Source organism: Comamonas sp. Tr-654, from assembly GCF_011752915.1.
Classification (GTDB): Bacteria; Pseudomonadota; Gammaproteobacteria; order Burkholderiales; family Burkholderiaceae_C; genus Comamonas.
This window is the reverse complement of record NZ_VWWQ01000001.1, coordinates 840,017-863,849: the sequence shown is the minus strand read 5'-3', so window position 1 is coordinate 863,849 and position 23,833 is coordinate 840,017. Positions and strand designations below refer to the sequence as shown.

The following is a 23,833-nucleotide window of genomic DNA, read 5'->3' as shown; positions in this document are numbered from 1 at the left end:
TGGCGGGATTCGAACCCGCGACCACGAGATTAAAAGTCTGTAGTTCCACCGGCATTCGCTGCAGGGCAGCCAAACCGAAATTTCAATGGGACTCACGCTTGCGCAAGTCCTGTTCAAAAAAGGCGGCGCGACGAGAGAAGCAAGACATAGCCATGACCGGTTTCCCGGCTGGGGAATCGAACCCCGGCAACCGATGTAGTCCTGCTGGCATTCGCGCCAAACTCAAACCATGGTGATGAATGCCTTGCTGCGACAAGGGTTGGGTGAAACATAACCCGCGCTGTACCTTTGGCTACTGCTCGATGATCTTTCGATCCGACGAGGCGGGCAGGAATCGAACCTGCAATCCGGGCTCCCATGTAGTTCCACCGGCATTCGCAGCCAGTCATTCAAACCGTTCAACTTCATCCGGGACATCTGCTGCGGGCGACAAGGGGTTGGTGAGACGGGACAGTTTGGATATGTAGTCCCACCAGCATTCGCCAGCAACAGATGATCACTTCAACTGCGAGCTGCTAACACGAACCTTGATACGTCGTTGCTCAGCCTGGTCGTACTTTTGTACTGCCTGCGTCTAAGCGCCTCGTCTCAAATGCAAACCTTTGGTTTGCTGGGCCGTGCTATCAGCTCTCACTGGGACTCGAGAGAGATCTTCTCGATCTCGCCCACCCAGTGCTCGGCGCCAAGTCTGCCTTCGGCAAAACTTGCCACCACATCGAATACCGCATCGCTGAAGCCGCCGACATTCAGAATGTCGTCACGCTCCATGGCCTGCGTCGTGCCATAGGGCTGGATGTCGATGCAGACCAGCCGCGCGTCGGGGTTGCGCTGCTTGATGCGTTCCCACTGCAACATGGTTTCGGTGGCACCGCGGCGCACACCATCGACCCAGGACTCGTTGTCCGAGACCATGATCACCATATCCACCCTTGCCTTTTCATCGGCCAGTTGCTTCAGTGGTGCGCTGCAGTTGGTGCCGCCGCCGCCGATCTTTGCCAGCTTGGTCGCATTGGTCATCACCGAGTCGCGGCCATTGAGTTCCAGCTTCACCACCTTCTGCTCGAAGGGCAGCACACGGGCCGTCCTGTTCTTGCGCAGCACGGCGGCGGCCATCAGGCCGGCCACATCGATGCAGCGCACCGCCGTGGTGGCTCCGGCGCGATAACCCGTCACAGGGCTGTGCATGGAGCCCGATACATCGGGGCAGACCACTACCGCTCCTGCAAAGCAGGGCACATTGGCAATGGCATGCTCCATGGCATCCTGCAGCGCATCGCGCACCTGGGCCGGTACCTGCTCACCGGCAGCCTGGTAGGCCGACAGCAGTTGGTAGGGCATGGCACGGGCCTTGGCCACGGCGTCGGCATCTCCCAGCTTGTGGGCGACCAGTGCCGCCATTCCCTTGATCTCGAACACGCCATGGCGTGCAAAGGTGTTGAGGTTCTGGCGCACCATCTGCCATGAGCCGCTGCCGGCGATCTGCGCCCATTGCAGGGCGTTCAGCTCGAGTGCGGTCAGCATCTGAAACGGCACATGAGGCAACTCGGCACTCAACAGGCCCTGGGCCGTGTCGCGCTTGAAGCGCTCGAAGGCCTGGGTGATGGGCGGCAGCTCCGCTTCATCAAAAGGCTTGCCGATCAACCAGGCAAACCATGCGGAACGCCAGGCCTCCTGAGGCTTTGGATGCACCATCTTCACCACGTCGGCCAGCGATGGCTGCTGGCCCACGGCAGCGCTGAGCAACTGCTTCTCGCTCGCATTGAGCAGCCAGCTCTGCACCAGCTTCTTGGGTGCCGAGCCCAGGGACTTGCGACCCATGGCGCCGCTGCGCACGATCTGCACAAAGTTGCGCAGCATCTTGCCGTTGTCGATCACGCGGCCAAACACCTGGCTCAGCAGCGCGGTATCCCATACAGCCAGCGTGGCAGCCAGGGTGGCTGGCGTGTCCTTCATATAGCCGCGTTGGCGGGCATAGATGGCCGTCTGGGCGGTAAAGCGCGTGTCTACCTCGAGCACCAGATTGCCCAGTTGCTCCAACTGATCCTGACCGCTGGCATAGAAAGTCTGGCTAAGGCAGCCGGTCACGGCCATCTGGGCCAGCTGGTGGCGGGGGCTGAAGGCATAGGCTGCGGCGCCTTCTCGATTGACCGTGTTGGCGGCTGCAGTCATTGCGCCGCGGCTGGTTTGAAACAATTGCGTGTTGACCATTCTTCTTCTCCTGTTTGCATTCAACTTGCAGATGCTTTAGTTATTGCAAGCGGTGTGCCAACTTTTCGAAGGTGGAGTGGTTGATTCTCAAGTCATTGAATTGATTGAATAAATTTCATCTTAATTGCTTGGTGAGGCAGATGTGGTGGAAGAGGAATTGAAAGATTATTAGAATTAAAGATAGATATTTATCTGGAAAGATATGTCCAAAAAGAATGTGGTGATTGGCTTCATGGGCACGCAGCTCGATTCAGGTCAGGGAGCAGGGCGCTGGAGCAAGTGGCGGCCTACGGTGTCTCTGATGCAGCACGAAGACCAGGTGATAGACCGGCTGGAGCTGCTGTACTCCAGCCGCTACGACAAGCTCGCGCAGACCCTGGTGCAGGACATTGCCAATGTTTCGCCCGAAACCTGGGTCAATCTGGTGGACTCCGAGGTCCAGGACCCATGGGACTTTGGCGAGATGTATGCCGCGCTTTACGACTGGGCGCGCAATTACCGCTTTGATACCGAGCGCGAGAATTACTGGGTGCACATCACCACGGGCACCCATGTGGCCCAGATCTGCATGTTCCTGATGGTGGAGTCGCGCCAGATACCAGGTGTGCTGCTGCAGACCTCGCCACCGCGCAAGCAGCAGGCGGGCTCGCCGGGCAGCATGATCCTGATCGATCTGGACCTCACGCGCTACGAAGCTCTGGCCCAGCGCTTCCATCAGGCCCAGACCGAGGCGCTGGACTTCCTCAAGAACGGCATTGCCACGCGCAACCCGCAGTTCAACCAGTTGATTGAAGAGATAGAGCGCGTAGCGATTCGCTCGCGTGCCCCGATTCTTTTCACCGGGCCCACGGGTGCGGGCAAGTCACATCTGGCGCGGCGCATCTTCGAGCTCAAGAAATCGCGCCACCAGGTGGCTGGCGATTTTGTCGAGGTCAACTGCGCCACCTTGCGTGGCGATGGCGCGGCTTCCACCTTGTTCGGCCACAGAAAGGGAGCGTTCACAGGGGCGGCGGCAGACCGTGCTGGCCTGCTGCGCACAGCGCATGAAGGCGTGCTGTTTCTCGACGAGATCGGCGAGCTCGGTCTGGACGAGCAGGCCATGCTGCTCAAGGCCGTGGAGGAAAAGCGCTTTTTCCCCATGGGCAGCGACAAGGAGGTAAGCAGCGACTTCCAGCTCATAGCCGGCACTCACCGTGACCTGCGCGTCGATGTGGCCGAGGGGCGCTTTCGCGAAGACCTGTTTGCGCGTATCAATCTCTGGTCCTATACCTTGCCGGGCCTGGCACAGCGCCCCGAAGATCTGGAGCCCAATATCGACCATCTGCTGCTGCGCGCCGTGGCCGAGACCGGCAGCTCCGTGCGCTTCAACGCCGAGGCCAGGGCGCTGTATCTGCAGTTCGCCAAGTCTGCCCAGGCTCCCTGGAGCGGCAACTTCCGCGACCTTGCGGCCAGCATCACGCGGCTGGCCACGCTGGCCGACAGCGGCCGCATCACGACCAGGCAGGTGGAGGCCGAGATCAAGCGCCTGGACTGGCTGTGGCAGCATGCGCAAAGCCATGTCCTGCCCAAGGCTGAGGTGGATCTGAGCGACTATCTGTCCGAAGACGCCATCGCCCAGATCGATCTGTTTGACCGCTTGCAACTGCAGTTCGTCATCGCCGTCTGCCGCGCATCGACCACGCTGTCCGATGCGGGCCGCAAGCTGTTTGACCAGTCGCGCCAACAAAAAGCCGTAGTCAACGATGCAGACCGACTGCGCAAATTTCTTCACAAATTTGGTTTGAATTGGGAGCAGCTCAAACAATCATATTGATAGCTGCTTGCGCTTTATTCATAAGGGATAAGTGCCAAAAAGGCTTTAAGTTGATGGGACTGAGCCCTCAGCTGTGCCGGTTCGCAGGCATACTTCGGGCCCATGGCTCATACCTTCTTCTGGCACGACTACGAAACCTTTGGCGCCCAGCCGCGCTATGACCGTCCCGCGCAGTTTGCGGGCATACGCACGGATGACCAGCTCAACGAAATCGGCGAGCCCGTGATGTGGTACTGCCAGCCGGCCAATGACTATCTGCCCGACCCGCAATCCTGTCTGATCACGGGCATCACGCCCCAGCGCGCACTGCAGGAAGGCGTTGCCGAGCATGAGTTTGCAGCGCTGATCGAGGCCGAGCTGGCCCAGGCCGGTACCGTGGGCGTGGGCTACAACACGATCCGATTCGACGACGAGATCACGCGCTTCATGTTCTGGCGCAATCTCACCGACCCCTATGCGCGCGAGTGGCAAAACGGCTGCGGCCGCTGGGATTTGCTGGATGTGGTGCGCATGGTCTATGCGCTGCGTCCCGACGGCATTCACTGGCCGACCAAGGAAGACGGCACGCCCAGTTTCAAACTCGAGGACCTGGCCCGCGCCAATGGCCTGCTGCACGAGCAGGCCCACGATGCGCTGAGTGATGTGCGCGCCACGATTGCCCTGGCCCGGCTGATCCGCGAAAAGCAGCCACGCCTGTTTGACTTTGCCTTTAGTTTGCACAAGAAGGACGGCGCTCTGCGTGAGATGGGCTTGCCCGCCACGCAGGAGCACGCGCGTCCCTTTCTGCATGTGACTGGCATGATCAGCCCCGCGCGTGGCTGCCTGGCCGTGATGTGGCCGTTGGCCACCCACCCCACGAACAAGAACGAAGTCATTTGCTGGGATCTGGCGGCCGACCCGAGCGAGCTTTCGGGCATCAGCATCGAGGACCTGCGCCTGCGTCTGTTCACGCGCCGGGCCGAGCTGCCCGAGGGCGTGAGCCGTCTGCCCATTAAGAGCATCCACGTCAACAAGTCGCCCATGGTGGTGGGCAGCCTCAAGACCCTGAGCCCGGCCATGGCCGAAAAATGGGGCGTGGACATGGAGCTGGCGATGCAGCATGCGGCGATGGCCCGCGACCTGCCGGACATGAGCGCGCAATGGAAGGCCGTCTTCACGCGCGAGGCAGGTGAGCCGCTGGATGCCGACCAGGATCTGTATGGCGGCTTTGTAGGCAACGAGGACCGCCGCCGCCTGGAGCGCATCAAGCGCCTCTCGCCCCAGGAGCTGGCGCTGGACAAGACCGGCTTTGATGACGCACGCCTGACCGAGCTGGTCTGGCGCTACCGTGCGCGCAATTTCCCGCAGACTCTGGACGCCGGCGAGCAGCAGCGCTGGGAGCAGCACCGCGCTGCCTGCCTGATCGAAGGCCAGGGAGGGGCGCGCACGGCGGAGCAGATGTTCGCCATGATCGACAGCCTGTCCGAGACCGCCGACGAGCGCGCCGAGGAAATTCTGGGCGAGCTCTACGACTATGCCGACGCCATGGTGCCCGAGGCCTGAGGCCTCGGCGGTGGCTGACTCAATGCAGGTCTAGCGTTTGGGCAGGATATCCAGCTCTGCTGCGGTGGGCAGGAAGCTGCCGTTCCATACGGCGTTGGCCGGTACCGGGTTCTTGGTGGCATAGGCCTTGGCGACCTGCTCGGCCATCCTGGCCAGACGCTCGGTGCGCAACTGGCCAAAGCCTTCTTCGCGCGCCCCCTTGCTGTCGATGGCGGTTTCGATCGTCAGCTTCAGGCGTTTGACCTCCTGCGCCACGTTGACCAGTCCATCCTTGGCTTTCATGGATGCAATGGCGGCTTCGGGATTGGCAATCCCTTCCCTGGCACCCCGCGCAAAGGCCTTGAGGAAGGCGCGCACGGCTTCCGGCTTTTCGGCAATCAGCCTGGGGCTGGCGATGATCACATTGCCATAGAGCTGAACGCCATGGGTGGCGTACGGCAGGACCACCACATCCTCGCGCTTGATGCCGCGGGCTTCCAGATTGAGCAGGCTGGTGAAGGTGTAGCCGGTGACGGCATCCAGGTCGCCACGCGCCAGCATGGTTTCGCGCAGCTGCGGCTCCATGGTGCTCCATTGCACCTCGCCCACGCCATTGGCCTGGGCGAAGATGGGGAAGGTGCGGCGGCCGGCGTCAAAGATGGGGGCTCCCATTTTCTTGCCCGTCAGGTCGGCGGCCTTGGTGATGCCTGACTTCCTGAGTGCCATCACCGAGGCCGGTGTGGTGTTGTAGATCACCATGATTGCCACGGGCTTGATGGGCGCGTCGGGGTTGTTGGCGTGAAATTCCATCAGCGCGGCGAGGTCGGCAAAGCCCAGATCATGGGTGCCTGAGGCCACGCGCTGGATGGCGCCTGCGCCGCTGGCGGCCTCCACATTCACATCCAGACCGGCCTGTTTGAAATAGCCTTTTTGCTCGGGGTGGACAAACAGGGCTGCAGGTCCTTCGAAGCGCCAGTCCAGCTGGAACTTGAGCGGCGTGTCCGCCGCCTGGGCAGCTCCCCAGCTCAGGGCTGCAGCGGCCGTGGCGGCCTGAAGAAAGGTTCGTTTGCGCATATGACTCCTTGGTTATCGATGGCGAAGGGACTGCTGCCTGTGCGCAAGATCGATGCCAATGTGTATACAAAGCGTGAACTCTGGAGAGGGCACTGCGACGGTGCGTGCCGGACCTGCATGTCCGGCTCTGGTGCATGGGGCGTCTGCGCTGGTGCGTGACCGTGCGCAGATCGAGTGCGGGTCAGCTGGAGGGGCCGGCATGAATATTGCAGTCCTGTGCAGATTCAGGGCTGCTGCTGATTGCGCAGCCTGCTATCGAATCCATACCAGATCCGCCGCCAGGGCGAGAGCGGCCGCAAGGGCCGGGAGAGACTGCAATGACCGAAATTGATTTTGCGCAACTGGACACCTATGCCCGCTACAAGCTGATGGCCAGCCTGATCGTGCCGCGCCCGATCGCACTCGTGACCACGCTGGGGGTCGATGGCACGGTGAATGCGGCGCCTTTCAGCATGTTCAACATGATGGGCGAGGACCCGCCGGTGGTCATGCTCAGCGTCAACAAGCGCCAGGATGTGGCGCAGAAGGACACGGCCACCAATATCCTGCGCACGGGCGAGTTCGTGGTGCACATCACCGACGAGGCCATGGCCGCTGCCATGCACCGCTGCGGCGACAGCCTGCCGCCCGAGCACAGCGAGCTGCAGCACACCGGCCTGACAGCGACTCCGTCGCAGAGCGTGCAGCCGCCGCGCATTGCCCAGGCGCCGGTGGCCTTTGAATGCGTGTTGCACGAGACGCTGGAGACCGAGAGCCGCTATGTCTTCATCGGCCGCGTCCAATGGCTGGCCGTGCGCGAAGGGCTGGTCGACACCGAGAAATGGCGGGTGCGTCTGCAGGAGTTCTTCCCCGTGGGGCGTTTCGGGGCGAGCTTCTATGTCAACTGCCGCGACCGCTTTGCCGTCGAGGCCCATGAGGGCCGGGCGCCCGCGCTGAGCGCCACGGCCAGCACGGTCATTGACGAGATGTAGACCTGTTCAGGTGATCCGCTGCAGATTGCTGCGGGCCTGGGCCTCCAGCAGTTGCCGAAAGTGCGGCGTGGCATAGATGAAGGCCTGGTCCAGAAAGCCGCGCAGCACCTGCCTGCGCTTGAAGCCATAGACCAGACGCGGCACCCAGGCATATTCGGCGGCGACCTGGCGGTCGTATTCGGCAAAACGTACGGGGTCGGCACCCAGAATCGCCAGATCGATATCGACCAGTAACCTGGCATCGGCCTGCGTGGGCGTGGCGGTGTGGCAGGTTGCCATGATCAGCTCATGCACCCGGCGCCAGCAGGCCTCGGGCGCGCCACTGTCCTGCAGTGCCTGCGCCGCCCAGTCGGCGCTTCGCAACTCGTTGTCGCTGGCCTTGATGTCGTAGACGGCATCGTGAAACCAGAGTGCCACAGCCACTTCGCCGGGCCGCTGCGCCTGTGACCAGACGCAGTCGAGTTGGCCCAGGCATTCGGCCAGATGCTGCTGGGTGTGATAGTGGCGCTGGGGTTCGGCCCAGGCTGCGAGCAGCCGTTGCAGCAGATCTGCGGGCGGCGTCAGCCCCAGGGCCTGCCATGTGCGCTGCCAGGAGGCTTGGAACAGTGAAGCTGCAGTGTCCATGGCTTTGCTCTCTCTGAATGATCTGATGCAAAACGGCTCGCAACGAGCGCCAGTTCAGGGATTTATCCAAAAAACTGATAGCAAACCACGATGGCCGCGACCACGCCGGCCAGTTCGGCCACCAGCGCGCAGGGCACGGCATGGCGCGCGCGCTGAATGCCCACGGCACCAAAGTACACGGCCAGCACGTAGAACGTGGTTTCGGTGCTGCCCTGAATCGTGGCTGCAGCCAGAGCTGCAAAACTGTCCACGCCCTGGCTTTGCATGGTCTCGATCAGCATGGCGCGCGCCGCGCTGCCGGAAAAGGGCTTGACCAGCGCCGTGGGCAGGGCGTCGACGAAGCGGGCATCCATGCCCAAAACGTCCACCGTCCAGCGGATGGCCGACAGCGCATATTCCAGAGCCCCCGAGGCACGGAACACGCCCACGGCGCAAAGCATGGCGACCAGATAGGGCAGCAGATTCCTGGCTACATCAAAGCCCTCCTTGGCGCCCTCGATAAAGCTGTCGTACACGGCCACCTTGCGCAATGCGCCCAGACCCACGAACAGCACGATCAGCGCAAACAGCGTGAGATTGCCCATGAGCGCGGAAAGCTGGGCCAGCGCTGCCGCGCTGAGCGTGGCCAGAAAGGCCATGAAGGCTGCCAGTGCCAGCCCTACGGGCAGCAGATAGGCCAGCACCACGGGACTGAACAGAGGCAGCCGCTGCACGAGTGCGACGCTGAACAGGCCTACCAGCGTGGAGGCGGAAGTGGCCAGCAGAATCGGCAGGAAGACCAGCGTCGGATCGGCCGCACCCTGCTGCATGCGGTACATGAAGATGGTGACCGGCAGCAGCGTCAGCGACGAGGCATTGAGCACGAGAAACAGAATCTGCGCATTGGTCGCGGTGTCGGGCTGCGGATTCAGCTCCTGCAGCGCCCGCATGGCCTTGAGGCCCATGGGCGTGGCCGCGTTGTCCAGCCCCAGGCCGTTGGCGGCAAAGTTCAGCGTGATCAAACCGAGTGCAGGGTGACCGCGCGGTACCTCGGGCATGAGCTTGGCAAACAGCGGGCCCAGCATTTTTGCCAGCCATTCGACCACTCCCGCTTTTTCTGCAATGCGCAGAAAGCCCAGCCACAGCGTGAGCGTGCCAAACAGCAGCACCATCACTTCGACCGACAGCCTGGCCATGGCAAACAGGGCTTGCACCATGGCCGAGAACACCTGGGCCTGACCGCCCAGCAACCATTGCGCGAGCGCCGCTACGGCCGCCACCAAGAAAAAACCGAGCCACAAGGCATTGAGCATATGAGCGCCTGTTCTGTACTGCTGCCGATTGTGGCGCGAAACCAGGGGGAAATCGTGCTGGATGCCCGCTATCCGTCTCAGATGCGAAGGCCAGTTTGCGAGAAGAATAGGGCGCTGCTCCGGCCTGAGTCCGGCAGCTGCAGAAGGTCAATGGCTGCCCGCAGCCGCAGTCGCTCGAACCTTGCGTGGCACGCCGGTTGCGGCCAGTTCAGGTAGCAACCGGCACAAGCCGCAATAGGGCAATAACCGTACCGTACCGACTTGTTATGTCACGAGGGTTTCATAGTTGGTCTTGAACATGGCGAGCTTTCGCCCATAGAGATCCGTTAGCGTATGCAAACTTCCGTTCATTTTTCGGCGTCCAGGACAAACTTCGCGCTCCGCGCCGTCGCCCTGGCAACTCTCCTGACCCTGGCAGCATGCGGTGGCGGCGGGGGGGGCGAAGAGACCGCCGAAGGCTATGTCATCCCCGGCCCGCCCGCAGGACTGGGCACGGAGACATTCAACACCACCCCGCAAGCCGCCACCAGCATGCCTGCGTCGCGCACGGATGTGCCCAAGTACCGGGAAGATGCAACGGTCTACAACTCCGGCAGACACGATGCAACGGCCGACGGCAACAACTCCTGCTACGCCGATCACACAACCAATAGCACGCTGCGCATTCTGTCGGGCTTTCTCGACATCTGGGAGCCTTCCGAGAGGAAGATGAACGGCTTCAAGGCCTCCGACTATGCAGGCATCTTTGCCGCCGGTGCGACCACGCCGGACAAGAACGTCGCCGGCAAGGAAGCCTGTGATGCGTTCGCCCTGACCAGCTGGAATGGCGTCTGGCATGTGCTGACTGCCGACAACACCAATGGCACGCCAGGTCAGGCGCCAACGGCCGGGACTACGGGATCGGTCAAGAGGAACGACCTGTTCCTGCAGAACATGGCGTATTCATCCAAGCTGACCACGCAGACCAGCTACACCGATGCGCAGAAGGAAGATATCAAGCTGGACGACACCGGCAACAAGGTCACTCGCACCGTCATGGGCGGCTCGCTGGGCCCGCTGGGCCAGGCCTGGGACGATCTGGCGAAGAATCCCAAATCGGGATGGGGCGACACCAGCACGCAGACCAATCCCGAATTCGGCGCGGTGCTGCAGTTTGTGGACAATGCCACGGTGGGCAACATTGCTTCGGACAACGGGCCCAAGGGCTTCTACAAGTTTGCCCGTCCCTATCGCTGGTCCGCAGCAGACAGCAGCCTTCCGGTGGTCAAGGTGCTGCCCGAGCTGCTGTCGCGCCGCGCGGCAGGCGATGACGCGGCGGCAGCCCAGACGAAAGCACAGCAGGATTCCGATTTCCCCAGCGGCCACACCGCCGAATTCGTGCGCTACTCCATGGCCGTCGCTTATGTGGCACCGCAGCGCTTCCATGAAGCGGTCGCTCGTGGACTGGAGGCCGGAGAGAACCGCATCCGCGCAGGCATGCACTCGGCATTGGGCGTCATGGGCGGACGCATGCTTGGCTCCTCCGTCTGGATGCCATTCCTCAAAGGTGCCGGGGATCGCGGCCTGGCCTATACCGAAGCCCAGCGCGCGGTTGTTTTCCAGCAGGCCCAGGATCAGTTGCGGACCAAGGTCGGCGCGAAGACCGGGGTCGAGCTTTGGAATATTGCCCACTCGGCCAATGTCAGCGAAGACCGCTTTGCGGATTTCCAGGCCGCCAGAGCCGATTATCTGCGCCGCCTGACATTTGGCTTTGCCAAGGACAGCGCCAAGGCAGGCAAGCCTGCCGTCGTGCCAAAGGGCATGGAAACTCTGCTGGAGACCCGTTTCCCCTATCTGAGTGCCGATCAGCGACGCGCAGTGCTCAAAACCACTGCCATCGATTCCGGCTATCCGGTGCTGGACGACGAGGAAGGCTTTGGTCGCCTGAACCTGTTCGATGCGGCCAGCGGCTATGGCCGGTTTGAGGCCGACGTCAGCGTCACCATGAACAACCGTACCGACGGCTTCTGCGTCTCGGGTTTCTGCTCCTTTGATCGCTGGCGCAACGACATCAGCGGCGGCGGCAAGCTGACCAAGCGCGGAGACGGCACGCTGGCATTGACAGGTGCCAATACCTACAGCGGTGGCACCGTCATTGCTGCGGGCACATTGCGCGCCGACTCTTCGTCCGCGATGGGCAAGGGGGCAGTCTATGTCGATGGTGGCACGCTGGCCACCAACGGCCTCCAGGTCAATGTGGCAAGCAGCTACACCCAGAAATCCGGTACGCTGAATCTGGCGCTGTCCGCAAGCAGCGCCGGTGCGCTGGTGGTGAACGAGCACGCAGCGCTGGCCGGTGCGCTGAAGGTGAGCTTTACCCAGGGCTACGTTCCCAAGGCCGGGGACCAGATCGTGGTGCTCACCGCCAAGGGCGTGCACAACAGGTTCGATAGCGTTGCTGTGGATGGCTTTGCCAAATCCACCGTGAGCTATGGCGATACCAAGGTGACCATCACGCTGGCCAGCTGAGCCGGTTTGCCAGTCAAAGGCCTGCGCGGTTCGTCCGTGCAGGCTTTTTTGCTTTCAGGGGCCTGATTGTGTCGGGGGTTTATGCAGGCTCTCACTGCCAGTCCTCGACGGTCAGATATCGCCAGACCTGAGCATGGGCGTCTTTGAGCACCGCCGCTTCGCCCTGGACCGCGAAGCTGGCAGCCGCCCGCAGTAGGATGTCGGCGGTCACGCCGATTCGCAGGATCAGATGGGAAGCCTTGCATTGATGAAAACAACGAAGACGCTTTGGGAGCAGCCGTACGGCAAAGGCCTGTCGCTGCTGATGTGCCTGTTCGGAATTCTGGGCCTGATGAGCGGCTGGATGCTGCTGGAGGCGGATTTTTCCGACGGCTGGCACTCTTCAGGACGAGCCTGGTGGGCGCTGTTGCTGCAGGCCCTGCTGGCGCTGAACTCGGCTTTGTGCTTCACGCTGGTGTGGCTGCTGTGGACTCGAAATCGCGCAGCGGTGTTGGTGGGCGCTCTTTATGTGGCTCTTGGCATTGCCAGCCAGGGCGCCATGTCCTGGTATGTCTCCAGGCTGGGCAGCCGTATCGATGCGTTGTCCATCGGCTTCTGGCTTGCCGAGGCCTTGTTCTGGTCGGCCATTGTGGCTTATCTGTACTGGCTGCGGCGACGGGCTGTGCTGTGCTGAGCGTCGCCGCAGCTGCAGGGAGGCGAGGGCTGCTCAGGGCTTTGCCAGCACGCGCAGCAATTGGCCATCGGATGAATCGGTGAGCAGGTACAGCAGGCCGTCCGGCCCCTGGCGCACATCGCGTACGCGCTGGCTCAGACGCGGCAGCAACACTTCGGTGGCGGTGACCTTGCCATCGGCAATCTGCAGGCGCTGCAGTTGCATGGCTTTGAGCGCACCCGTGATGAACGAGCCTTTCCAGGCCACGCCATAGCGCTCGCTGCTCAGATAGGTGAGTCCCGAAGTTGCGATGGACGGTACCCAGTAATGCCGGGGTTGCTCCATGCCTGTCTTTTCGGTGATGCCGGCGCCAATCTTGCCGCCCCCATAGTTTTCGCCATAGGTGATGACGGGCCAGCCGTAATTCTTGCCCGGCTCGATGCGGTTGAGTTCGTCGCCGCCCTGCGGGCCATGTTCCGTCATCCAGAGCTCGTCTCCTGCCCCCAGTGCGGCACCCTGGCTGTTGCGGTGGCCATAGCTCCAGATCTCGGCCAGCGCATCGGGCTTGCCCGCAAAGGGGTTGTCGCGAGGCACGCTGCCATCCTTGTTGACGCGCACGATCTTGCCGAGATGGGTCTGCAGATTCTGTGCTTCCTGCATGGCCTTGTAGCGCTCTCCAAGCGTCAGAAACAGCGAGCCATCGGGTTTGCCGTTCACCTTGCGTTCCACGATGCGGCAACCGAAGTGCAGGGCCGAATCGATCTTGGGACGCTGGCTGAACAGAATCTGCACGTTTTCCAGCGAGCCGGCGTCGGCGGAAAGCCGGGCCTTGGCCATGGCCGTGCTGTTCTTGCCCCGGTCTGGTCCCTGCCCCGGCTCCGAGAAGCAGAAATAGAGCTGGCGGTTGCTGGCAAAGTCGCTGTCCAGCACCAGGTCCAGCAGGCCGCCTTGCCCGGTGGCGGCGATGGCGGGAAGGCCTTTGAGAGGGGCGTTGAGCCTGCCCCCTGCCTCAACAATGCGCATGCGGCCAGGGCGCTCTGTCACCAGATAGCGTCCGTCCGGCAAAAAAGCCAATGCCCAGGGGTGCTCCAGTCCCGTCGCCACGGTTTGCGTGCCCAGCTCGGCGGCAGCCAGAACCTGCGAACCGAGCAGGGCCAGCACGCTGCAACTCAGGGCTTGAATGGTGGTGCGATGCATGTTTTCTCCTCTTGGGTGGCTGGGTGGCAATGCGCTGTTTGCCTGTGCTTATGACCCGGGCTTGATGCAGTTTGCCAACAAAAGATTGCGCGCAGGTGTATAAATCCGGCTTTTGCTCGCCGCAGTTTGGCGAGCGGCCTGTGTGTGCACAACGCAGGCTTGGACCATATTCAACAAGGAACGCAGCCATGGGCGCGCAATGGAAAGCAAAGGGCAAGGCGCTGGTCGCCGATGCCAAGGGTAAGCTGTTTGGCAAGCTGGTCAAGGAAATCATGGTTGCTGCGCGCCTGGGCGGCGGTGATCCTGCAGCCAATTCGCGTCTGCGCATGGCGGTGGAAGCGGCCCGCAAGGCTTCCATGCCCAAGGACACGCTGGATCGTGCCATCAAGAAGGGTGCCGGCGTTGGCGCCGACGCCGTGAACTATTCCAGCGTGCTGTTTGAAGGCTATGCCCCCCATCGCGTGCCCGTGATGGTGGAGTGTCTGACCGACAATCCCAATCGCACGGCTCCCAATATGCGTGTCTGCTTCCGCAAGGGCCAGATGAGCGCCGTGGCCTGGGATTTCGACCATGTGGGCATGATCGAAGGCGAGCCTGAAAACGGCGCCGACGTCGAAATGGCTGCCATCGAAGCTGGCGCGCAAGACTTCGAAGCTGGCGAAGAAGAAGGCACCACCCTGTTCATTACCGATATTGCCGATCTGGACGCCGTGAGCAAGGCTTTGCCCGCGCAAGGCATCAAGGTGCTGTCGGTCAAGCTGGGCTACAAGGCCAAGAACCCCATCAGCATGGGTAGCCTGTCTGCCGAGCAGCAGGAAGAAGTGCAGGAATTCCTGGCCGGTCTGGAAAACGACGATGACGTGCAGCATGTCTACGCGGGTCTGGTGGACTGAAGCCATTGCCGTCTGGCAAAAAGAGCGGCCCTGGGCCGCTCTTTTTTTGTCCTGAGTCGTCCCGGGCCCGCGCGCGGGCAGCCGCTTTCTATACTGCAAGTCTGCTGAACTGTCTTGTGGACCGACTTCATGTTGTTTTTGCCTCGCATTCCCGCGCCTGTTTCCCTGACCGCCGTGGCGGTGGCCTTGCTGCTGGCGGGCCCTGCGCCGCAGGCGGCCGAGCCTGCCAGGCAGACGACGGGTGCCGGACAGGCGGACTCGCCCGCCGAACAGGATTCGCCTTTTTTCAGGTTGCGCCGTGCCGTGGTCGAGGCAGCACAGGCCAGGCGCTGGGACGAGGCCATCTCCCAGGCGCGCAAGCTGCTGGACATGACGCTGCCGCGCGGCAATCCATACGAGCAGCTCGATGCATCGGGTTTGCTCTACGCCTTGCTCTATCAGCAAGGGCAGTACGGGCAGGCCGTGTTGCTGACCGACCAGATGATGGCTCTGGCCGCAGTCGACGGCTACGACCCGGTCAGCGGGCAGATGCAGGCGTTGATACAGCGCGGTCTGACGGCCGCGATGATGGCCGGCGATCAGGACGCACTGGCTCGCTATCTGCTGGCGCTTAAGCAGGAGTCCAAGGCTTTTGAGCCGCTGTGGCAGTGGAATACGGCAGACCAGCAACTGCACTACCAGGCCGCTCAGCTCAGCGTGCCGCTGGTGCAGGGGCGCTGGGTACTGGTCCAGCTGGAGCCGGCCAGGGATCGCAAAGAGGTCGCGAATCTGGAGTACGTCTACCTGAAACCCGATGGCAGGCGCCTGCGGGTCCGCATGCGGCTCGGCTATGACGATGGTCTGAAAGACATGGATGCAGCAGCCAGGCAGAAGTCGTTGCAGCAGGAACGTGGCATTTTTGCCAGCGAGCAGACGCCAGAGCCTGGGCTGAGGCTGCCGGCCCTGCCGTTCACTGATGTCGTGCAAAGCCAGCAGGCCAGCCGCGAGAAGAGAGAGGAGGGGAGGCCCGACATCCTGCATCTGGACTGGGGGCTGGTGCGCGGCAACTGGAAACTGAGCCTGCACGCCGAGCAAATGGACAGCGAGCGTGACAGCGCACTGCAGCAGCTGCCCCAGCTGTGGCAGGCCATGCAATGGCCCAAAGCGCCCGAACTGCCGCCTGAGCTACCGCGCCAGGAGCGCGAGGTGAGCCATGCCTGGCGGGTCGATGACGACTGGTCCAGGGCTGGTCAACTGGCCCGCGCGGCCTTGGCCGATGCACAGTTCCCTGCCGAGCTGGCGCGCCTGAATACAGTGGCTGGCATCTCGGCCTTCAAGGCCGGTCAGCAAGCCGAGGCTGGCCGCTATCTGGATCGGGCACTGCAGGCCTGGCCCTATGTCAGCCTGTTCAGGCTGGAGTCCGAGCTGGTGGACCTGGCCCAGCAATACGGGGCCGAGCTGGCGGCGCAGCAGGGTCGCGACGCCGATGCCGCGCGACTGATGCGCCAGTACCTGCGCAATGCCGGCGGGCTGCAGAACATCTGGGTGCAGGCCCGGGACCCGAAGGTGGCCGACCTGGAAAATCGGCAAACCGGCATGGTGCTGCCCATGCGTGCGGCGGGCTTTCATCTGCAGGAGCCCAGGGATTCGCAGCGCGTGATGTACCGCGATCTGATGACCGGACAGCTGCTGGGCCTGACCACAGGGCTGAAGATCCCCGAGTCCGACGATGCGCAGGAGAAGCTATTGCGCACAGCGCTGGAAAAGCAGTTTCGCTTGAAGGCGGGGAGCTTGAAGAAGAGCAACTTCACTGCACAGACGCGCTCCAGGGACCGCCGGCCTGAAGGCCGCCAATGGACGTTTGAAGTGAGCCCGCAGGAGAGCCGGCCGGGCGCAACCCCCATCAAGCGTGTCGTCTTCTGGATTGTCGACCAGGGCGAAAGCCGCGCTATCCTGCGCGCCTCGGTGGCTGGCTTGCGCGAGCAAACCCGGGCCGAACAGCTGGCCCAGGCGCTGAGCTGGTAGCTTTTTAACTATCGATGCTTATTTGATAGCTGCTTCCGAAGTCTGGGCAAGGGATTGCTGCTGATTTCTATGAAATTCATCGGCAATCAGGGCCAGTCCCTGCCGGTAGCTGGTGACGGCAAACCCCGGAAATGCCTGCTTGAACTTGCTGGAGTCAAACAGATTGTCGTGGGCATAGCGGGGCAGCAGCTCTTGCAGCTCGGCCACGGGTTTGGAGATCAGGCTGGCTGCGCTCAGTGCCCAGCGGGGCAGCCTGTGATGGCGGCAAGAGCGGCCAAAGCTCTGGCTGGCCCAGTCGATCAGCTGCTTGTAGTTGGGGCGTGCATCGTCGCATGGCAGATGCCAGGTCTGGCCGTAAGCAGCGGGCGTGTTGCCAAGCAAAGCCAGTGAGCGGCTGGCATCGGGGGTCCAGATCAGGGTGCGCAGGCGGTCGTCCCGCACCGGGGCCAGCGGTGTCTTGCCGGCCTTGAGCCTGTCAATCACCAGAGCGTTGGTAATGCTCTGCGTCTGAGCCGGTCCGTAGAACTCGGGCGCCCGCCCGATCAGGACGGGAATCTCCCCGCGCGCCATCTCGGACAGCACCATCTCGGCCATGGCGGCGCGCACCCGGCCTTTACGCCCCATGGGGGCGAATGTCGTCTGCTCGGTCTGCAGTTGCGCGTCCTGCGGGTACATATAGGTGTTGTCGAAATAGACAAACGGGACCCCCGCAGCGCGGCTGGCCGCCAGGGCGTTGCGCAGCATGCTTGGAAACTGCTGCTCCCAAAGCTGGGTATCCGGAGGCAGGCCTGCGGTGAAATAGACCACATTGCTGCCCTGAACGGCTCTGGCTGTTTGCTCGGCATCGAGCAGATCGGCGGCTTCGAGCAGGTCTGTGTCATGTATCTTGCGCGGTCTGCGGCTCACCAGCTTGAGCTCATCGCTGTAGTTGCGCTTGAGTTCGCGCGCCAGCTCGGTGGCGATCTGCCCGTTGGCGCCCAATATGGTCTGCATTCCTGCTCCTTGATGAAGAGTTTCACCAGCCTTGATGACCGGGAGTGACGCAAGCCTAAGCTTGAAGCTTGGTTCAAGGTCAAGCGCAATTTGCGCAGGAATGGCGGGCCCGCCCGCCCAGCCAGGAAGAGCGCAGGCCTGGGCGAGGAATAGCGCGCTACACCAGCAGCTCTCATCAGGTAGCCATCTACTCAGAGCTTTGCGCTCAGTTCAACTGCTGGATATGAACCAGTCGCAAGGCCCTCTGGAGTTCCTGAGCCATGGCAGAAAGTGCCTTGCCCCGTCGCGAGATCAAACCGATGCTGCGTAGTACCTGCGGTTCTACCAACGGGATGCCACAGAGATCGGTCCCGCTGATTGCATGCTGAGGGACCGCACCCACGCCCACCCCGCGCCGAACCAGGCTGAGCAGGCTGGGGACATGTTGAACTTCGCATACCCAATGGGGTCGGGTGACGGTGTTTGACAGAGCCTGGTCGATGAGCAGGCGATTGCCGCTGCCTTGCGCTTGAGTCACACAGTCCTGATGTGCCAGCTCACTCCAGCAAATGCTGCTGCGGGTGGCCAGAGGATGGTCTTTGCGGCAGGCCAGCACAAAAGACTCCGACGCCAGTTCTTCAAAGTCGAGGTCAGGCTCGCTGGCTCCCAAATAGCCGATTCCGAAATCCACTTCGGAGCGCGCCACGGTCAGCAGGATGTCCGCAGCGGGTTGATCCAGGATACGCAGCCGAATGCGAGGGAACTGCTTCTTGATCTGATGGATGGCGCTCGCCACCACCGTATCTACGACCGAAGGGATGCAGGCAATGGTCACCAGGCCATGCAGCCGTTCGTTGAGTTCGGTCATCCCTATCAACGAGGCCTCCAGTTCGGCCAGCACATGCTGGGCACGAGGCAAGAAAACACGTCCCATGGCATTGAGTTCCACTTTGCGAGTGGTTCGCTCCAGAAGCTTGAGCGACAGGGCTTGTTCCAGTTTCTCGACCCGTCTCGATAAGGCCGGTTGGGAGATGTGCAGCAACTCGGCCGCGCGCTTGAAACTGGCCAACTCTGCCACAGCCACAAAGGCTTTGAGATCAGCAATGTCGAAATTCATTTGAAAAACGCATCAATGAGAAGATTTTTTGCAATTTACTGCATTAATTAAATCACTGATCATTCGCCCAGAACATAAGAAACGGAGACGAAATGCAAGGCTTGGGTGATTTCAGAAAAGCGTGGCTCGCCGCAGCCGCTGGATTGATGCTGGTGAGCTCGGCAACAGCTCAGGGAAAGTGGCCCGAGCGTCCTATTACGCTGGTTGTTCCTTTTGTGGCCGGTGGCGGTACAGACAGCATCGCACGTGACATAGCCAGCCAGTTGTCAAATCGCTTTGGCCAGCCAGTTGTCGTTGACAACAAGGGTGGGGCAGGTGGCTCCATAGGCGCGAACTTTGTGGCAAAAGCCAAGGCCGATGGTTACACGCTGCTGTTTGCGACATCCACTTTTGCGACGAACGCAGCCATTGATCCCAAGCTGCCCTACAAGCCGGAAACAGACTTTGCTCCGGTGGCAATGATCGGTCGTGGGCCTCTGCTTCTGGTCACCAACAAGGCTCTGGGGGCCAAGTCGGTCGCGGATTTGCCAAGGATTGCCAAAACACGCGAAGGCGGCATCAATTACTGTTCAGCTGGCGCTGGCAGCATCAACCACCTGTCCGGCGAACTTTTCAGGCAGCAGGCGATGCTTCCAATGACGCATGTCCCTTTCAAAGGCAGCGGCCCTGCTGCGCTGGAACTGCTGGCAGGTCGTGTGGATGCATTCTTTGCCACGGTGCCGACCATTCTTCCACACCTCAAGACCGGCAAGCTGGAGCTTCTGGCCGTCACCAGTGCTCAGCGCTCCAGCCTGTTTCCGCAGGTGCCCACCATGGCAGAAGCCGGGATCAAGGGCTATGACGTGACCACATGGTGGGGTGTGCTTGCTCCTGCAGGGGTGTCACCAGAAATCGTGAATCAGCTCAATCAAGCCGTCAATGCAGCCGCCGCCGCTGAGCCAGTGCGCTCGCGTCTCAAGCATGAAGGCGCAACGCCTGTTTCCCTGAGCCCGAAAGCCTTTGCCGCGGAACTTCACGATGAGTTGGGCAAGTGGAAGGCCGTGGCAAGCAAGCCTGGCATGGAGCTCTGAGCATGTTGCCATCCCACGACCCATCAGGCCTGGTGTCGAGAAGACAGTTGCTGGCTGCCATCTGCGCTGGCTCTGCAGCGGCGGCCGCGAGTATGGCAAGAGCGCAGGCAGGCTTTCCTGGGCGGCCAGTTACAGTCGTCGTTCCGTATGCGCCAGGAGGACAGGGCGATGTATTCGCACGACTGATTTCCAACGATCTGGGCAAGGCGCTTGGGCAATCCGTCATCGTTGACAACCGTCCTGGCGCCAGTGGAGCGCTGGGTACACGCATGGTGGTGCGCGCTCCCGCTGATGGACTGACACTGCTGCTGGGCCAGACCGGAGAGATCGCCATCAACGGTGCGGCCATGAAGAGCCCAGGCTATGACAGCCTGAAGGATCTGCAAGGCGTGGCCCTGGTTGGTGACTCTCCGCTGGTGCTGGCGGTTCCTGCCGGCGCACCATGGAAATCGCTGGACGACCTGATCGCCGCAGCCAAGGCGGCGCCAGGCAAGGTGGCATACGCTTCGTCCGGTACGGCAACGCCGGGGCACCTGGCAGCTGCCGCCCTTGCAGAGGCAGCCAAAGTGCAGATGGTCCATATTCCCTACAAGGGAGCCGGCCAGGCGATCACCGACCTCATTGGAGCGCATGTGCAGTTCTTCGTGGCCAGCACGCCATCCATCCTGTCACATATCAAAGGCGGCAAGGTGCGCGCATTGGCGGTCACCGGTCTGGAGCCCATTGCGGCGCTGCCAGGGGTGCCCACGGTTGCGGAGAAATTTCCGGGCTTCGAATTCAGCCTCTGGGGTGGTTACTTCGCGCCCAGGCAGACGCCAGCGCCCGTGGTGCAACTGCTGTCGCAAAGAATCAATCAGATCGTGCAGCAGCCCGTGTTGAAGGCACGCTTCGAGGCAGAAGGCACTTTGGTCAGAAGCTATACGCCGCCGCAGGTGGATGCTTTTGTCCGCAAGGAGATCACCAAATACCGGCAACTGGTCCGAAGCACTTCTGTATTGATTGACTAAGCGTTGAAAAAAGAGAGTTGAGTATGAAACTGGTTGTATTGCCCGGCGATGGAATCGGCCCGGAAACCATGGCCGCCACAGTGGAGGTGCTGGAGGCTGTATCTCATAAATTTGATCTGAATCTGGCCCTGGACCACGATATCGCCGGCCACGAGAGCCTGCGCAAATATGGTGCGACGGTCACGCCGGAACTCCTGGCCAAGGTAAAGGCTGCTGACGGCCTGATGCTCGGCCCCATGGCGACCTACGACTTCAAGGACGAAGCCAAGGGGGAGATCAACCCCTCCAAGTTCTTTCGCAAGGAGCTGGACTTGTTTGCCAACATCCGGCCTGCGCGAACCTGGGCTGGCGTGCCACACAAGGTGGATGATTTCGATCTGGTCGTGGTTCGTGAAAACACCGAAGGCTTTTACGCAGATCGCAACATTGCATCGGGCGGCAGTGAAATGCTGATCACAGCCGACGTGGTCGTCTCTCTTCGCCGGATCACCCGCGAATGCTGCGCACGCGTGGCGCGTTCGGCCTTCGAGCTGGCCCAGCGCCGGCGCAAGCATGTCAGCATCGTCCACAAGGCCAATGTGCTCAAGCTGGGCGACGGCATGTTCATTGAAGAATGTCAGCGTGTCGCCAAGGATTTCCCGGAGATCGAAGTCGATGAATTCATCGTCGACGCGATGATGGCCCATGTGGTGCGTGCGCCTCAACGCTTTGACGTCATCGTCACGACCAATATGTTTGGTGACATCCTCTCTGATCTGACGGCCGAGCTGTCTGGCAGTCTGGGCCTGGGAGGCTCCGTCAACGCCGGCCAGCAATATGCGATGGGGCAAGCGGCTCATGGATCTGCACCAGACATCGCAGGCCAGGACATCGCCAATCCGTTTTCGCTGATCTTGTCGGCCAGCCAGTTGCTGAACTGGTACGGTCAGCGCAGCAATGACATGCGTTTTGTGCGGGCCAGCGAGGCCATCGTCACCTGTGCAGCCCAGGCTGTCGAGCATGGCGAGGCCACGCGCGATGTGGGCGGCCAACTCGGCACGGCCGCCACAGGCCGCAAGCTGGCACAGCGTATCGCTGCGTTGACGCTGTGAAGCCGGGCAAGGCGAAGTCATGGAGGTAGTTGATCGAAGTTCAAGGACGGAGGCAGGGCCTCCGGCTTTTCGCTGCGACACGCACACCCATGTATTCGGGCCGCAGCATCAATATTCCATGGATCCGATGCGGCACTACACACCGTATCAAGCATCTGTGCAGGCGCTGCGGCAACATTTGCAGGCCATCGGCATGCAGCGCGTGGTGCTGGTGCAGCCAAGCGTTTACGGGTTTGACAACAAGTGCCTGCTGGATGCCCTGGCCGAGCTCGGCGAAAGTGCGCGTGGCGTGGCAGTCGCACCGCGCGACGTCAGCGAGGCTCAGCTGAAGGTCTGGCATGCAGCAGGTGTGCGAGCAATCCGCGTGAACCTGCAAAGCTCGGGCAACGAAGACGTCGCCTCGGCTTGCAACGAACTCTCATACTGGAGCGAGCGCGTTTGCCATCTGGGCTGGAGTATTCAGCTATACATGGCTTACCCTGTGCTGCAAGCCGTGAGCACGCACCTGAGTCGATTGCCGGGGTCTTTTATCCTGGACCATTTTGCAATGGTGCCGTTCCCGGCAGCAGCTTCTCAAGATGACGGATTGCTGCTGCGGCTTGCTGAAAGTGGCCGCATATTTGTCAAGCTTTCCGCGCCTTATCGTCTGGCTGATGCGCAATGGGCCCGCGCTTGGGCAAGACATCTGGTGAGCCATGCTCCAGAGGCGATCCTGTGGGGCAGTGACTGGCCGCATACAGCCAGGGATGCTGGCGTCCCAGCCCTGGAACCTAGTCAGTTTCGCACCGTGCCCACCCAGGCCATCCGTCAGGACATAGGTCGCTGGCTGATGGACGACGATGATCAGCAACAGGTGCTGGTGAAAAATCCTGCGCGCCTGTTCGGCTGGGCTTCAGGTTGAGTGCTCAATTGGGCTGAAAGTGTCCAGCACATCAGGGTGCAAACGTCTGGTTGCTCAAAGACAAAGGTGGCTGAGCGTGCCGCGGCATTTGCCCAGAACATGCCCAGCGCTACTGAGGTGATTCTGCGTGGACATACGCGCTCGGCATCACTAGGTCGACAAAGGGCTCAATCTCTTAGGCCCAGGTCGGTAAAAGCAGTCCACCGGAGCCTCCCGAATCGGCCAAACTTCAGTGCAGCGCGGCACCCGAGGAGACGACGACACCGTACAAATCGGCAATGGTCGCCAGCGCGCTGCGGTGCAGCTGAACTGCCTCTACCTCTGCCACGGCACTGCGCAGGGGGCGCGTGGCGCAGGCATCGGCCACGACAGTTGGCTGGTTGCCGCGCAGAAAGGCTCCCTCAGCCGTGAATGTCACGCACATATGGGTCATGAAGCCGATGATGATGAGTTGCTGGCGGCCTGCTGCGTCCACCAGCTCGCCGAGATTGGTTCCTACAAAACTGTTGGGGGCATGTTTCACCACCACGGCTTCGTCGGCCATGGGCGCCACGCTGGCGTGAATCTGCCCGAGGTCCTTCGTGATGTCGTAGGGAGAGCCCGCGCCGCCGTCATGCATCACATGAATGATCTTTGTTTCCGCTGCACGTGCGCGGGCAAGCAGGGCTGAGGCTGCTTCCAGCGCAGGCTTCCAGCCCGTGAGTTCCATCACGCCGTGTGTGTAGGTGTTCTGGTAGTCCACCAGCACCAAGGTGGCGTTGGCCAGGTTGGCAGGCGAGTCGTCGAGAGCGTTGAGTTCTCTCAGGGTCTTGGAGGGCGTCATGGTCCGGCTTCCTTGTCAATGTTGAGCGATGAAGGAATGGTAGGAATGCGGGGGAATGTCTGCAATGTCATATAACATGCAGATTCAGACATTGT

The 23,833-nt window shown here is 61.6% G+C and carries 19 protein-coding genes; 11 read left to right on the top strand and 8 right to left on the bottom strand.

What is annotated here, in order from left to right; translation table 11 throughout:
- Positions 1–630: 630 nt before the first annotated feature.
- Positions 631–2,208 carry an RNA-binding protein gene (locus F3J24_RS03860; protein WP_167002848.1) on the bottom strand — a complete coding sequence of 526 codons (1,578 nt, stop codon included), beginning with the start codon at positions 2,206–2,208 and terminating at the stop codon, positions 631–633.
- 202 nt (positions 2,209–2,410) lie between these two features.
- Between F3J24_RS03860 and rtcR the strand changes: the two genes are divergently transcribed.
- Complete coding sequence (gene rtcR, locus F3J24_RS03855; RefSeq protein WP_167002846.1) at positions 2,411–4,021, top strand: RNA repair transcriptional activator RtcR; 1,611 nt, start codon at positions 2,411–2,413, stop codon at positions 4,019–4,021.
- A 102-nt stretch (positions 4,022–4,123) separates the two neighbouring features.
- On the top strand, positions 4,124–5,563 hold the full coding sequence (gene sbcB, locus F3J24_RS03850; RefSeq protein ID WP_167002844.1) for an exodeoxyribonuclease I: 1,440 nt from the start codon (positions 4,124–4,126) through the stop codon (positions 5,561–5,563).
- A 30-nt stretch (positions 5,564–5,593) separates the two neighbouring features.
- On the opposite strand, the gene F3J24_RS03845 is transcribed toward sbcB, so the two are convergent.
- A complete protein-coding gene (locus tag F3J24_RS03845; RefSeq protein ID WP_167002842.1) occupies positions 5,594–6,616 on the bottom strand; it encodes an ABC transporter substrate-binding protein in 1,023 nt (340 codons plus the stop codon).
- Positions 6,617–6,933: 317 nt separating this feature from the next.
- On the opposite strand from F3J24_RS03845, the gene F3J24_RS03840 reads away from it, so the two are divergent.
- Positions 6,934–7,587 carry a flavin reductase family protein gene (locus F3J24_RS03840; protein WP_167002841.1) on the top strand — a complete coding sequence of 218 codons (654 nt, stop codon included), beginning with the start codon at positions 6,934–6,936 and terminating at the stop codon, positions 7,585–7,587.
- A gap of 6 nt (positions 7,588–7,593) precedes the next feature.
- On the opposite strand, the gene F3J24_RS03835 is transcribed toward F3J24_RS03840, so the two are convergent.
- Both F3J24_RS03835 and F3J24_RS03830 read right to left on the bottom strand, forming a co-directional pair.
- The gene (locus tag F3J24_RS03835) at positions 7,594–8,211 is read right to left on the bottom strand and encodes an N-methyl-D-aspartate receptor NMDAR2C subunit (RefSeq protein ID WP_167002839.1); all 618 of its coding nucleotides are present in this window, start codon (positions 8,209–8,211) and stop codon (positions 7,594–7,596) included.
- 62 nt (positions 8,212–8,273) lie between these two features.
- On the bottom strand, positions 8,274–9,503 hold the full coding sequence (locus F3J24_RS03830) for a nucleoside recognition domain-containing protein (protein ID WP_167002837.1): 1,230 nt from the start codon (positions 9,501–9,503) through the stop codon (positions 8,274–8,276).
- 333 nt (positions 9,504–9,836) lie between these two features.
- On the opposite strand from F3J24_RS03830, the gene F3J24_RS03825 reads away from it, so the two are divergent.
- Together F3J24_RS03825 and F3J24_RS03820 are read left to right on the top strand one after the other, a co-directional pair.
- Complete coding sequence (locus F3J24_RS03825; protein WP_167002835.1) at positions 9,837–12,011, top strand: autotransporter-associated beta strand repeat-containing protein; 2,175 nt, start codon at positions 9,837–9,839, stop codon at positions 12,009–12,011.
- A 247-nt stretch (positions 12,012–12,258) separates the two neighbouring features.
- Positions 12,259–12,684: a virulence factor MviN gene (locus F3J24_RS03820; protein WP_167002833.1), complete on the top strand. Its 426-nt coding sequence runs from the start codon at positions 12,259–12,261 to the stop codon at positions 12,682–12,684.
- A gap of 33 nt (positions 12,685–12,717) precedes the next feature.
- Here F3J24_RS03820 and F3J24_RS03815 read toward each other — a convergent pair whose 3' ends face one another.
- Positions 12,718–13,860: a PQQ-dependent sugar dehydrogenase gene (locus F3J24_RS03815; protein WP_167002831.1), complete on the bottom strand. Its 1,143-nt coding sequence runs from the start codon at positions 13,858–13,860 to the stop codon at positions 12,718–12,720.
- A 188-nt stretch (positions 13,861–14,048) separates the two neighbouring features.
- Here F3J24_RS03815 and F3J24_RS03810 point away from each other — a divergent pair, with 188 nt between their 5' ends.
- Both F3J24_RS03810 and F3J24_RS03805 read left to right on the top strand, forming a co-directional pair.
- Entirely contained in the window at positions 14,049–14,753 is a 705-nt protein-coding gene (locus F3J24_RS03810) for a YebC/PmpR family DNA-binding transcriptional regulator (RefSeq protein WP_167002829.1), read from the top strand.
- Between the two features lie 129 nt (positions 14,754–14,882).
- Positions 14,883–16,757, top strand: a complete 1,875-nt coding sequence (locus F3J24_RS03805) for a hypothetical protein (protein WP_205244593.1) — start codon at positions 14,883–14,885, stop codon at positions 16,755–16,757.
- An 18-nt stretch (positions 16,758–16,775) separates the two neighbouring features.
- Here the strand turns inward: F3J24_RS03805 and F3J24_RS03800 are convergent, their stop codons facing one another.
- Both F3J24_RS03800 and F3J24_RS03795 read right to left on the bottom strand, forming a co-directional pair.
- Positions 16,776–17,750 (bottom strand): NAD-dependent epimerase/dehydratase family protein, encoded by a 975-nt coding sequence (locus F3J24_RS03800; protein ID WP_167002826.1) that lies wholly within the window; start codon positions 17,748–17,750, stop codon positions 16,776–16,778.
- Positions 17,751–17,955: 205 nt separating this feature from the next.
- Positions 17,956–18,846, bottom strand: coding sequence for a LysR family transcriptional regulator (locus F3J24_RS03795; RefSeq protein ID WP_003053812.1), 891 nt, complete (start codon positions 18,844–18,846; stop codon positions 17,956–17,958).
- A gap of 92 nt (positions 18,847–18,938) precedes the next feature.
- On the opposite strand from F3J24_RS03795, the gene F3J24_RS03790 reads away from it, so the two are divergent.
- The 4 genes from F3J24_RS03790 to F3J24_RS03775 are packed head-to-tail and all read left to right on the top strand — an operon-like array spanning position 18,939 to position 22,915.
- Positions 18,939–19,916: a tripartite tricarboxylate transporter substrate binding protein gene (locus F3J24_RS03790; protein WP_167002824.1), complete on the top strand. Its 978-nt coding sequence runs from the start codon at positions 18,939–18,941 to the stop codon at positions 19,914–19,916.
- 2 nt (positions 19,917–19,918) lie between these two features.
- Positions 19,919–20,923 (top strand): tripartite tricarboxylate transporter substrate binding protein, encoded by a 1,005-nt coding sequence (locus F3J24_RS03785; protein ID WP_205244592.1) that lies wholly within the window; start codon positions 19,919–19,921, stop codon positions 20,921–20,923.
- 23 nt (positions 20,924–20,946) lie between these two features.
- On the top strand, positions 20,947–22,014 hold the full coding sequence (locus F3J24_RS03780) for an isocitrate/isopropylmalate dehydrogenase family protein (protein ID WP_167002822.1): 1,068 nt from the start codon (positions 20,947–20,949) through the stop codon (positions 22,012–22,014).
- 19 nt (positions 22,015–22,033) lie between these two features.
- A complete protein-coding gene (locus F3J24_RS03775; RefSeq protein WP_167002820.1) occupies positions 22,034–22,915 on the top strand; it encodes an amidohydrolase in 882 nt (293 codons plus the stop codon).
- 229 nt (positions 22,916–23,144) lie between these two features.
- Here F3J24_RS03775 and F3J24_RS03770 read toward each other — a convergent pair whose 3' ends face one another.
- Entirely contained in the window at positions 23,145–23,738 is a 594-nt protein-coding gene (locus F3J24_RS03770; RefSeq protein WP_167002818.1) for an isochorismatase family protein, read from the bottom strand.
- Positions 23,739–23,833: the final 95 nt, after the last annotated feature.

Coding starts and splice junctions, on each gene's coding strand:
- F3J24_RS03775 (WP_167002820.1), top strand. CDS start 22,034: ATGGAGGTAGTTGATCGAAGTTCAAGGACGGAGGCAGGGCCTCCGGCT.
- F3J24_RS03820 (WP_167002833.1), top strand. CDS start 12,259: ATGAAAACAACGAAGACGCTTTGGGAGCAGCCGTACGGCAAAGGCCTG.
- F3J24_RS03770 (WP_167002818.1), bottom strand. CDS start 23,738: ATGACGCCCTCCAAGACCCTGAGAGAACTCAACGCTCTCGACGACTCG.
- sbcB (WP_167002844.1), top strand. CDS start 4,124: ATGGCTCATACCTTCTTCTGGCACGACTACGAAACCTTTGGCGCCCAG.
- F3J24_RS03800 (WP_167002826.1), bottom strand. CDS start 17,750: ATGCAGACCATATTGGGCGCCAACGGGCAGATCGCCACCGAGCTGGCG.
- F3J24_RS03780 (WP_167002822.1), top strand. CDS start 20,947: ATGAAACTGGTTGTATTGCCCGGCGATGGAATCGGCCCGGAAACCATG.
- F3J24_RS03810 (WP_167002829.1), top strand. CDS start 14,049: ATGGGCGCGCAATGGAAAGCAAAGGGCAAGGCGCTGGTCGCCGATGCC.
- F3J24_RS03785 (WP_205244592.1), top strand. CDS start 19,919: ATGTTGCCATCCCACGACCCATCAGGCCTGGTGTCGAGAAGACAGTTG.
- F3J24_RS03790 (WP_167002824.1), top strand. CDS start 18,939: ATGCAAGGCTTGGGTGATTTCAGAAAAGCGTGGCTCGCCGCAGCCGCT.
- rtcR (WP_167002846.1), top strand. CDS start 2,411: ATGTCCAAAAAGAATGTGGTGATTGGCTTCATGGGCACGCAGCTCGAT.
- F3J24_RS03860 (WP_167002848.1), bottom strand. CDS start 2,208: ATGGTCAACACGCAATTGTTTCAAACCAGCCGCGGCGCAATGACTGCA.
- F3J24_RS03815 (WP_167002831.1), bottom strand. CDS start 13,860: ATGCATCGCACCACCATTCAAGCCCTGAGTTGCAGCGTGCTGGCCCTG.
- F3J24_RS03795 (WP_003053812.1), bottom strand. CDS start 18,846: ATGAATTTCGACATTGCTGATCTCAAAGCCTTTGTGGCTGTGGCAGAG.
- F3J24_RS03825 (WP_167002835.1), top strand. CDS start 9,837: ATGCAAACTTCCGTTCATTTTTCGGCGTCCAGGACAAACTTCGCGCTC.
- F3J24_RS03830 (WP_167002837.1), bottom strand. CDS start 9,503: ATGCTCAATGCCTTGTGGCTCGGTTTTTTCTTGGTGGCGGCCGTAGCG.
- F3J24_RS03840 (WP_167002841.1), top strand. CDS start 6,934: ATGACCGAAATTGATTTTGCGCAACTGGACACCTATGCCCGCTACAAG.
- F3J24_RS03845 (WP_167002842.1), bottom strand. CDS start 6,616: ATGCGCAAACGAACCTTTCTTCAGGCCGCCACGGCCGCTGCAGCCCTG.
- F3J24_RS03835 (WP_167002839.1), bottom strand. CDS start 8,211: ATGGACACTGCAGCTTCACTGTTCCAAGCCTCCTGGCAGCGCACATGG.
- F3J24_RS03805 (WP_205244593.1), top strand. CDS start 14,883: ATGTTGTTTTTGCCTCGCATTCCCGCGCCTGTTTCCCTGACCGCCGTG.